Source organism: Glutamicibacter ardleyensis (assembly GCF_014644555.1).
In the GTDB taxonomy this organism is placed as follows: Bacteria; Actinomycetota; Actinomycetes; order Actinomycetales; family Micrococcaceae; genus Glutamicibacter; species Glutamicibacter bergerei.
This window is the reverse complement of record NZ_BMKX01000009.1, coordinates 170083-180565: the sequence shown is the minus strand read 5'-3', so window position 1 is coordinate 180565 and position 10483 is coordinate 170083. Positions and strand designations below refer to the sequence as shown.

Below are 10483 nucleotides of genomic sequence, written 5' to 3'. Positions count from 1 at the left end.
GTGGAGCTTCGTCGAGCCGAAACATTGGTCCAGGAAACCGGTTCCCAAAGCGGTGGTAGAGGAGGATCTCGGGCCGGAGCTGTATGGCCAGCATTTCAGTTGGGAAGACGGTAACGGAGTCCAAAAAGGATGGTCTGGGAACAGATGACATCTTTATGACTCGAGTTCCATACACACATTTTGGGACTTAACCCCACGTCGGTGACACGCTTGATGCCGCTGGACCACGACTTAAACCAAAAGTGGAGATCCAATTGGATCTCCACTTTTTCTCTGTGGCGGGGAGAGGATTTGAACCTCTGACCTCCGGGTTATGAGCCCGGCGAGCTACCGAACTGCTCCACCCCGCGTCGGTAAATACAACATTACCAACTAGTAAACTTCATGGCTAATCGAGCTGACATGTCCTTAGTCACAGGTCGTTTCGATTGCGCCTGCAGTCGTTTGCGAGCAACTTCGGGTATAGCCCCGAAGAGCCAGAATTTCAGATTCCACGTACGACAAAACGAAATCCTCCCAGTCAAAAGACTGAGAGGATTTCATTTTGGTCACCGCCGAATTATTCTCGACTTGTCCCATAAGTGGCGGGGAGAGGATTTGAACCTCTGACCTCCGGGTTATGAGCCCGGCGAGCTACCGAACTGCTCCACCCCGCGATGACTAGACTATTCTTCATCATCGCGGGGCAGAATGCAAATCGGACGCAAGCGGACGGCTATCCGTTGTTCCCATCGGTTGGCTGCGTCGACTCAGTCGGTGCGGCGGGTGCTTCGGAGTTTGTCTGTACTTCGCCCTCCGGAGCGGCTTCACCGTTGATAGTTGCATCGGCTTCCAGTGCCCGAGACAAGGCATTCTGCAGCTCAGTCTGTGCCTTACCGTAGGCAGCAAAGTCGCCAGCCTTCAAAGCGTCATCAGATTTCTTGATCGCTTCATTTGCCGCGTCCAATGCTGAAGTTAGCTTCTGCGTCTCAGACTGAGTAGGAGCATCGCTCTCACCTGGCTCATCCTTCGGCTTAGTCCCGTCCCCGGTTTCACCTGTTACGGCACCGGAGTCGCCGCCAAAGACTTCGTCAAGAGCTTCGGCCAGAGTATCGGCGAAGCCGACCTGATCACCGAAGGCGACCAATACCTTACGCAAGGTCGGGTAACTTGTCTGGCCTGATGACTGCACATACACAGGCTGGACGTAGAGGATACCGCCACCGACAGGCAGCGACAGCAAGTTACCGTTCTTCACTTCGGAAGCACCCTGTCGCAACAGGTTCAGCTCCGTGGTCACCCTAGGGTTGGTATCGAAGTTCTGCTGGGCTTGGCCTGGACCAGGTACAGCAGTATCGCGTGGAAGTTCGAGCAAGCGCAGCTTGCCGTACTGATCGCTCTTCACACCCGCGTCACTACCCGCATCTGCATCTGCCGAGAGGAAGCCGAACAGCACGTTACGCTGTTGGCCGTTAGCGGCTGCCTGCGGGATGAATGTTGAAGTCAATGAGAACGACGCAGCATCCTGGGTTGGCATCTTCAAGGAGAGGAAGTATGGAGGCTGCTTCACTCCCTTGGTCGATGAGGTCGGATCATCTGGCACTGCCCACGCATCGTTTGATTCGTAGAATGCACCGGCATCGTCAACGTGATAGGTCGTGAGAACCTCGCGCTGAACCTTGAACATATCTTCTGGGTAACGGACGTGTTCCATCAATTCACCAGAGATCTTGTCCAGTGGCTGCACTGCAGTAGGGAAGACCTTCTGCCATGCCTTCAGGATCGGATCCTCGGAATCCCAGGCGTAAAGATCAACCTTGCCGTCGTATGCATCCACCGTAGCCTTGACCGAGTTGCGCATGTAGTTCACGCGACCTGACAGACGGTCAAAGTCTGACGCATTGGTCAGCGAGTCAGAAACAGCCGATTCAATCTGCTGTTGCTGCGCATACGGGAAATCGTTCGAGGTGGTGTAGCCATCAATGATCCATTTGACTCGACCATCAATAATTGCCGGGTAGGCATTGGAATCAAGGGTTAGATACGGGGCAACCTTGCTCACGCGATCGCGTGGATTACGGTCATAAAGAATCTGCGATTCCTCGTTGACCGCATTCGATAGCAACAGGTCAGTCGAGGCAAACTTCAACGCGTAAACGACGCGGTTGAACAGGTTACCAACGTTTGGACCACCATCACCCTCGAAGGTGTAACGGGTATCTTCACCCTCGCCGCCAGCGCTTGGGCGGTCCAGCTCCTGGTCCGTCCAACCTTCTGGACCGCCAACCACCGAATAGTCTGGTGAAGTTTCACCGAAGTAAATACGAGGCTCGTAATCAGCTTCAGTGATCAAGTCACCGGTGGACGGGATGCCACCGAGCATGAAGTCAGGGCGTCCGCCAGCAGCAACGCGGTTACCGTAAGCGGCAACCAGTCCATAACCGTGGGTATAGGTTACGTGCTGGTTGACCCAGGTGTCATTAGGGTTGACGCTCACTTCACGGGCAGCGATCACCGTATCCTCGATTTTTCCATCAATCTCGTAACGGTCAACGTTGAGGTTCTCGGGGAACGTGTAGTAACCACGGAACTGCTGCAACTGTGCGAAAGCAGCGGATACCAAGTTGGGATCCAGCAGACGAATATTGGCGGTGGTTTCAGTTTCCTTGGCCAGCGCGTTCTTCTCGGTGCTCACCTTCGCGTCATAGGGAGTGACCTCAATGTCGCTCAGCCCGAACGCTTGACGAGTCATCTCAATGTTTCGATCGATATACTCGCTTTCCAAAGCACGCTGCGATGGAACGACCTGGAATTGCTGCACCAGGTAGGGGTAAACGCCGCCGGCAACGATCATGGTCACCACGAGCATCGCGGTGCCAATCAGCGGCAGGCGCCAGCGTCCGTTGATCGCAGCAATGATAAAGGTAATAGCGATCAGAATCGCAACGATAGCTAGGATCATCCGTGCAGGAATGACCGCGTGCACGTCCTTGTACAACGCACCGGCAACTCGTCCGGACTGGTTATTCAAAGTTTCGTACTGGGAAATCCAGAAGTTCACTGCCTGCAATAGCAAGAAGACTGCGACAACTATCGCGGTATGCACGCGAGCGGCCTTGCCCACCGTGATGCCGCCGCGTTCTTCAACGCGAATACCACCATAGAGGTAATGGGTAAGCAGTCCTGCCACACCGCCAAGCAGAACCACGGAAATCAAGAATCCGACGATTAGCCCAATAAACGGCAAGGTGAAAACGAAGAATCCAAGATCCATATTGAACTGTGGATCGTTGGTACCGAAAGGCACCCGATTGATGAACAACAAGATAGTCTGCCATTGTCCGGCTACCGCGATAGCGGAGAAGATTCCGACCACCGCTGGGATACCGATCATTAGGAACCGACGAATTGGTTCCAGCTGCGCTTGATAGCGCGACATGGAGTCCTGGCGGTTGCCTTCCGGCGCGTAGACCGGGCGGTGCTTATAAGCACTTCGCATGGAAAGCCACATCGGAACAGCCATCACGACTAGCGCGATGACGAAGATGATGAGTTTAGCTATTCGCTCGGTCCAATAAACATCCGAGAACCCTAGCTGGTTGAACCAGAGGATGTCTGCATAGAAGTTTGAGAGGAAAACAAACACAGCCACCAATATGACCACAGCAAATACCGTGAGCGTCAGAGGTGACGCTTTCTTATTTGCTGGTTTGGAAGGTTGTCGCGGCCCTTGGGGCCGCGGTGGGCCCCCGAACGGACTATCCGATCCGTATGACACTATTTATTCCTTACCTAGATGTCCCGCACGCCTTTACTAACGCCAGAACTCGTATGACTATCACTGTACTTACTAAGCTGCAGACACCAAGTTGTATGAACGGTGTCTCGCGAATCTATGAACAGGACTCCAGCGTGGCCGGGTCCGTACCTTGAGCAATCTGCTCTAGTGCCTGTCGTGCTTCATGCAACGTTGCAATCTTGACGACGTTTAGTCCTTTGGGCACTCGCCCGGCGACATCGGAACAGTTATCTGCCGGAGCCAGGAAGACCGTGGCACCGTCTGCCTTAGCGGCGACCATCTTCTGAGCGATTCCGCCGATTGCTCCGACTTCCCCATCCGCGGTAATCTCTCCGGTTCCGGCGATGTGATGGTCACCTGCCAAGGATCCTTCGGTCAGCCGGTCGATGATGGCCAGCGCAAACATCGTTCCGGCGCTCGGGCCACCAACTTCCTCAACTCCGAATTTAACGTCAATCGGGAAGTCAAACGAAGTACTCAGAAAAACTCCAAGCTGTCGGGTTCCTTCAGCACCTGGAGCGGTGGAAACCTTCACATCAACTTTCTCAGTCGAGCCCTTCCCGGAGGAACGTTGGACCGTCATCGTGCTGGTTTGATCGCCACGATCGTCTAACTGTGTTTTAAGTTCCTCTAGACTCGTGACGGGTTTCCCCTCGAAGGCGAGCAACCGGTCCCCCGGCTTCAACGAGTCTTTGTTTGTATCCGTGGAAAAATCGGCAACTTCCAGCCAGGTTTTATATTCGTGACCGAGCTCGTTCATTGCCGCAGCAATCGATAGTTCCTGGGACGAAACCATCATCGAGTCATTGGCCTGGCCACGTTCCTCGCTGGTCACCCCACGTGGAATCATCGTCTCTTCCGGAACAATATCTTTGTTGGGATTAAAAAGCGCTTCGAGAATGACAGGCGTCGAGACTCGGTTCTGCCCACCACCTTGGACGTAAATGGTTGTCATGTCCAAGATGCTGTCGGACTGATAACTCTTTTCTCCGCTGATAGTGATGAGTTCTTTGTCGTTGTACTCGCCCAGTGTGTTCAGTACCGGCCCGGGCGTGCGCACCACAAAGTTAGTGGGCAAAAAGAGAATCAAACCGACTAGAAGGAGAGCCAGGGTTCCGGCAATCGTGGTTTTCACGGGCTTGGAACTAGGAACTGACGCGCCGAGAGTCGGGGCGGCATCCTTTGTGGATGATGGTTCCTGTTCGTGCACTGGCCTTGCTCCTACCGCTTAAAATTATTTCAGGAGCGTTTTCACAAACGCTACCCTCCTAGCCTACTGAAGGCCCGCCCCGATCGTCATCAGCTATAAGGAGTATTCGATGTGCCGAAAGCGAACTCTGGTGCTCATTGATGTGAACTCTCAGCCTCAGAGGGTACTTTAAGTACATGGCACAGAACCCTCCGAATAACCGACCTGACGGTGACGACGAAGAAAACAATCCGCAGGATCCGATGTCCGCAATGTTCTCTCAGCTCTTCGGTAACGGTTTCGATCCAAATGACCTTCCGCCTCAGCTACGGGAAGCCATGGGCTCCCAAGATCCTGCCGCTATGCAGCAAATGATGCAGCAAGCGCAAGCGATGATGTCCGCAATGATGCAAAATAATTCCTCCGACGGTCCAGTCAATTGGAAGCTAGCATCAGACACTGCTCTGCAGGCTTACGCGGGTGAAGATCCGAAACCCTCCGAATCTCGGCAAGGTGCAATCGTTGATGCTTCCTACCTGGCAGACCTGTGGCTGAACAACGCCACTGTTTTTGAATCCAATGGCGAAGCCACGGAAGTATGGACCCGCAAACGCTGGTACGACAAAACCTTAAGCGTCTGGAAAAAGGTGACCGAGCCAGTAGCCGAATCGGTGACCCGAGCGATCACCAGCGCTATGAAGGACCAGATTCCTGAAGAGATGAAGGGCATGCTCGGCAACTCCGATGCCATGTTCCACAATCTCGGATCGAGCATGTTCGGCATGCAGCTAGGAACCGCGTTAGGCGGCCTGGCCAAAGATGTTCTCGGCGGTACCGACATTGGACTTCCGCTGGCTGGCACGACGCCAGGCTTGGTGTCGACCAACGTCGCAAACTTTGGTGAAGGGCTGGAAATCCCCGAACAAGAAGTGCTGCTCTACGTCATTCTTCGAGAAAATGCGCACACACGCCTGTTCAACCGGGTTCCTTGGCTCTCCTCGAAGCTGATTGGCGCAGTTGAGTCCTACTCCCGTGGCATTCATATCGATATGTCCCGGGTTGAAGAGGCCGTACGCGGAATTGATCCGTCCAATCCAGAGAACCTGCAGGAACTTCTCGGTGAGGGGCTTTTCACCCCACAGCGCACCGGCGAGCAGGAAAAGGCTCTAGAAAATCTTGAACTGACCCTTGCGCTCATCGAAGGCTGGGTTGACCACGTGGTTTCCCTCGCAGCAGCGAACTTGCCGTTCGCCGCTCACCTCCGCGAGACCATGCGTCGTCGCCGCGCTTCGGGCGGCCCAGCCGAGTCGGCTTTTGCCTCATTGGTCGGGTTGGAACTGCGCCCACGTAAGCTCCGGGAAGCTGCAGCGCTGTGGGAACACCTCCATGAAGAACGTGGCACCGAAGGCCGAGACGCGATCTGGGACCACCCAGACCTCATGCCTACAGCTGAAGACCTTAGTGATCCAGCCGGATTCACTAAACGTCGAGAATCAGCTGCCTCAGAGTATGACGAGTTTGATGCCGCGTTAGGCAAGCTTCTAGACGGCGGTTTTGACGATGTCGCCCCGGAAGGTGACAAACCGGATGAAGAAAACGAAGACCCGAAGAACTAAAATCTAGTCCGCTAGGCAAAAGTAGCTAGGCAGCTTTAGCTGTTTAGCTACTTTTGTGCTTTAAGGCTGCATTACGCGCAGATCAATTGTCTTCCAGGTCGTCGAAGCCACCGGCTTCAAGCTCGGTCTGACCATTTTCTTTGGCATATGCGTTGAATCCAGCGCTAAACCCTGCTAAGAATTGATCGGCCTCCACACGCCTCTCAAAGCGATCCAACAGCTGCTGAAATTCTTTCCCATGTCCCTGACCGGGGGTTGCCAAATGCACAAGCTCGTGGACCAACACATAATCTTGAACCCAAATCGGCACGTATTTCAGCTTCGCCGATAACCGAATACTACGATGGTATGGCGTAGCCGAACCCCAACGTTTGTTCTGGTTATTGACCCACCGTACCGATAAAGGATTAGCGATTCCGCCCAGGTACTTTGTATCCAGCGCTTTGGCTCGATCCATCAAGGAGTCTTCGGTGGATAACGCCGACTCGCGGTTTTTACGCTGCCGATACTTTTTGAGCATCTCATCGACAAACACTCGCTCGGTACTCTCGTTTAGTGCCGCTGGCACCTGCACTACTAGCCGATTATCCCGCCACTGCGAGGAGATGGTTTTCTTGCGCTTATTTGACCGTACGATACGGACAGGAATGTCATCAGCCGCAATAAATTCTACGGTCTGTGGGAAATTCGGCATCGGGTGCCTCCACTTCTATCCTTCGCACGTACACGGCGGTTACTTGGTTATCCAATTAGCTTAGATAGCGCACTAACGGCGCAGCATTCACGCCTCGCCAACTGTAGATAACTAACCCGCGTACTCGGCCAAGACAGCCAACATGGCCTCTCCATAGCGTTCGATCTTGCTACGCCCCACTCCTGAAATCTTAGCCAATTGCGGAAGCGTAGAGGGTCGATGTTCGGCAATAGCCATCAGCGTTGCATCGGTGAATATGACGAATGCAGGTACTGAATTGCTCTGTGCCACTGCGGCCCTCCAACTGCGCAACGATTCAAAAAGCGCTTCGTCGTATGCGGCCGGGCAGGAAGAACAGCGTTTGAGCTTTCGCTCTTTAGCCGTGGTCAAGAAGGAACCACAGCCGGCGCACACCAACGGTGTCAGTTTCTGTGGCTTGCGACGTACCGGAGCTTGCTGTCGGCTGCTTGCTTGACGTACTGATTTGATTCCATCTAAGAATCTGGACGGGTAACGGTGTGCTCTTCCGCCGGGAGTGCGAGCCAAAGACCATGAAAGGTATAGATGGATTCTCGCTCTGGTGATTCCGACATAAAGTAGCCGTCGTTCTTCGTCATATCCAGCTTGGTCCTTGGCATAGGTAATTGGAACGAGTCCGTCGCTGAGTCCCGCCAAGAACACTACGTCCCATTCCAGCCCCTTGGCTGCGTGGAATGACGCTAAGGTGACACCATCCAGGGTGGGCGCGTGCTGCGTGGCAGCGCGATCTTCAAGTTCCTTCACCACATCGCGCAAGGTAACTTGATCGCCTTGCGCTCCCCTGCTGGCGACTAAATCATCTGCTAGGCGCACCAATGCTGAGAGTGATTCCCAGCGTTGACGCACGGCACCGGTACTGCCCGTTGGCGCCTCTGGCGCATAACCGTGGGAAGCGAGGACATCGCGCACCAACTGTGAAACAGGCTGGTCCCCGGCGACGTTCAGCGCGGCACGTAGCGCTAGCATGCCTTCTTTGACTTCTCTTCTCGAGAAGAAACGTTCGGCACCTCGCATCACGTAGGAAATTCCTCGAGCTGTTAGCGCCTGCTCAAAAGCCTGTGACTGTCCGTTAGTACGATAAAGGACCGCGATTTCAGAAACGTCTTGACCATTTTTGAGCAGTGCTTTGATCCGCTGGGCCACTTCGGCGGCTTCTTGTTCGTCATCTGCGGCCTCAAAAAATTCTGGGCTTGGCCCATGGTCACGCTGCGCGATAAGTTCAAGTGGTTCGGGCCAGGTCACCGTTGGATCCGGCATTGACGTTTCAATCCGACGAGTGGAAAGTACCTTATTGGCTAGGTTAACTACTTCTGGCGTGGATCTGTAGTCACGCACGAGTTTGACGACCGTCGCCTCCGGGTATTTTGCACCGAAGTTCAGCAAATAATCCGGTTTCGCCCCGGTAAACGAATAAATGGTCTGGGATGCATCACCAACCACGCATAATTCGTCTCGCCCACCGAGCCACAGATCAAGGAGCCGCTGTTGCAGCGGCGAAACGTCCTGATACTCGTCCACGACGAAGTGCCGATACTGTGACCGTACATTTGCCGCAACTTTTTCGTTGTCTTCCAGAATTGCACTAGTCAGTAGCAAGACATCTTCAAAGTCGATAACGCTACGGTCGTCTTTGAGCTCCTCATAAGTTTGGAAAATCCGGGCCATGCTGACTGCTTCGAGCCCATTGGGCAGATCCCGGCTGGAAGCGACTTTGGCGTAACTCTCCGGAGAATGCATCGAGACCTTAGCCCACTCAATTTCTGAGGCAAGATCACGCACCATCGCGCGGTCACTTGATATCCTCAGCCGGCGAGCAGACTCGGCAATTAGTGGTGCTTTATGCTCCACCAAGTTTGGCAAGGTTCCACCGATTGACTGCGGCCAGAAGTACTGCAACTGTCGTAGCGCGGCGGCATGGAAAGTTCTAGTTTGAACTCCCGGAGCGCCCAGTAGACGAAGCCGCGTTCGCATTTCTGAGGCGGCCCGCGTAGTAAAGGTCAACGCCAAGACGCTGGTGGGGTTGTAAACACCAGTGTGCACTCCGTGCGCGATCCTGTGCGTAATCGCTCGGGTCTTACCCGTGCCGGCTCCGGCAAGGATACATAACGGGCCACGAAGAGTTTCTGCTGCGAGACGCTGTTCCACATCAAGACCAGAAAGAAGATCTGGGGCCTGAAAGTTTTCTTGCTCGCTCACTTGTTTGGGGCCTCCGGAAGGGGTTCTCCGTACCAATTACGGATTAATGCATGCGAAATCGACACTCCGCGGGGAATTTGAAGGCTTCCGGCGCGTAGTTCGGCACCGAGCTCTTCTCTAGTAAACCAACGCAAGTCAAGGATTTCGGTACCATCAGGAATGAGCTTCGTGCTCAGCGCTTCACCGGTAAAGCCAAGCATCAAAGAGCGTGGCAAGGGCCAAGGTTGGGAACCGAGATAGGCCACGTCGCCGACGTGCACCCCGGACTCTTCAAAGATTTCCCGGCGTACCGCAGATTCCAATGATTCCCCTGCCTCAACAAAACCGGCAAGAACTGAATACATTTTGGATTTAAAAGTGCTGTTAGCACCGAGTAACAGCCGGTCTTCGGAATCGATAATGGCCGCGATAATGGCAGGGTCGGTCCGCGGGAAGAGCTCATGGTTATTGGCAACGCAGCGTTGCACCCAACCTGAGGTTGACGCGCGAAGCTCGGAACCACAGCGTGGGCAGAATACTTCATTGCGCCGCCAATTTGTGATCGCTTGGGCTTCAACAAATAATTCGGCCTGTGCTTCGCTGAGGGTGCTAAAAGCCTCGCGAAGAGTAATCCATGAGGCATCGGCGACATTCTCCAGCACCGATTCATCAACAATGGCCAACACGTAGGGGTGTTGCTGATCGCGTCCCAGATAAACGAACTGCTCGGTGCCCGAACTTTGATATTCCGGACCAGGCGTAAACATCAACGATTCACCTCGAAGAGCGGCTCCACGCGCAGATATCAGCATGACCCGGCTCAGCGGGTTGGCCATAACTTGTGGCAAGAGCTCCGGTTGATCGTGTTCGGTAACCGGACGCTCATACACCGATCGCGCAAAGCTCAGAGAGGTAAGTGGTAAACGATATTTTTCTGCCAACGACATACTCCTAACCTAGTGCAATTCGCTGAGCAACAGCTTGGTTTGGAG

Annotated in this window: 6 protein-coding genes and 2 tRNA genes; 1 reads left to right on the top strand and 7 read right to left on the bottom strand. The window is 54.1% G+C overall.

What is annotated here, in order from left to right:
• Window positions 1–276 precede the first annotated feature (276 nt).
• The 4 genes from IEX04_RS15745 to IEX04_RS15730 all read right to left on the bottom strand — a co-directional run bounded on the left by IEX04_RS15745 (window position 277) and on the right by IEX04_RS15730 (window position 4988).
• Window positions 277–350, bottom strand: a tRNA-Met gene (locus IEX04_RS15745).
• A gap of 232 nt (window positions 351–582) precedes the next feature.
• A tRNA-Met gene (locus tag IEX04_RS15740) sits at window positions 583–656 on the bottom strand.
• A 59-nt stretch (window positions 657–715) separates the two neighbouring features.
• Complete coding sequence (locus IEX04_RS15735) at window positions 716–3757, bottom strand: UPF0182 family membrane protein (RefSeq protein WP_188687021.1); 3042 nt, start codon at window positions 3755–3757, stop codon at window positions 716–718.
• 115 nt (window positions 3758–3872) lie between these two features.
• A complete protein-coding gene (locus IEX04_RS15730; protein WP_194446468.1) occupies window positions 3873–4988 on the bottom strand; it encodes a YlbL family protein in 1116 nt (371 codons plus the stop codon).
• Window positions 4989–5164: 176 nt separating this feature from the next.
• Between IEX04_RS15730 and IEX04_RS15725 the strand changes: the two genes are divergently transcribed.
• Entirely contained in the window at window positions 5165–6583 is a 1419-nt protein-coding gene (locus IEX04_RS15725; RefSeq protein WP_096256027.1) for a zinc-dependent metalloprotease, read from the top strand.
• An 82-nt stretch (window positions 6584–6665) separates the two neighbouring features.
• Here the strand turns inward: IEX04_RS15725 and IEX04_RS15720 are convergent, their stop codons facing one another.
• The 3 genes from IEX04_RS15720 to nudC all read right to left on the bottom strand — a co-directional run bounded on the left by IEX04_RS15720 (window position 6666) and on the right by nudC (window position 10438).
• Window positions 6666–7277, bottom strand: a complete 612-nt coding sequence (locus IEX04_RS15720; protein ID WP_188687016.1) for a M48 metallopeptidase family protein — start codon at window positions 7275–7277, stop codon at window positions 6666–6668.
• Window positions 7278–7388: 111 nt separating this feature from the next.
• On the bottom strand, window positions 7389–9512 hold the full coding sequence (locus IEX04_RS15715; RefSeq protein ID WP_188687014.1) for an ATP-dependent DNA helicase UvrD2: 2124 nt from the start codon (window positions 9510–9512) through the stop codon (window positions 7389–7391).
• A complete protein-coding gene (gene nudC, locus IEX04_RS15710) occupies window positions 9509–10438 on the bottom strand; it encodes an NAD(+) diphosphatase (protein ID WP_096256022.1) in 930 nt (309 codons plus the stop codon). The genes IEX04_RS15715 and nudC overlap by 4 nt, the downstream gene beginning before the upstream one ends.
• Between the last annotated feature and the right edge of the window lie 45 nt (window positions 10439–10483).

What these genes read in the sequence shown, in the direction of transcription:
- IEX04_RS15725 (WP_096256027.1), top strand. Translation starts at nt 5,165, where the DNA reads ATGGCACAGAACCCTCCGAATAACCGACCTGACGGTGACGACGAAGAA.
- IEX04_RS15720 (WP_188687016.1), bottom strand. Translation starts at nt 7,277, where the DNA reads ATGCCGAATTTCCCACAGACCGTAGAATTTATTGCGGCTGATGACATT.
- nudC (WP_096256022.1), bottom strand. Translation starts at nt 10,438, where the DNA reads ATGTCGTTGGCAGAAAAATATCGTTTACCACTTACCTCTCTGAGCTTT.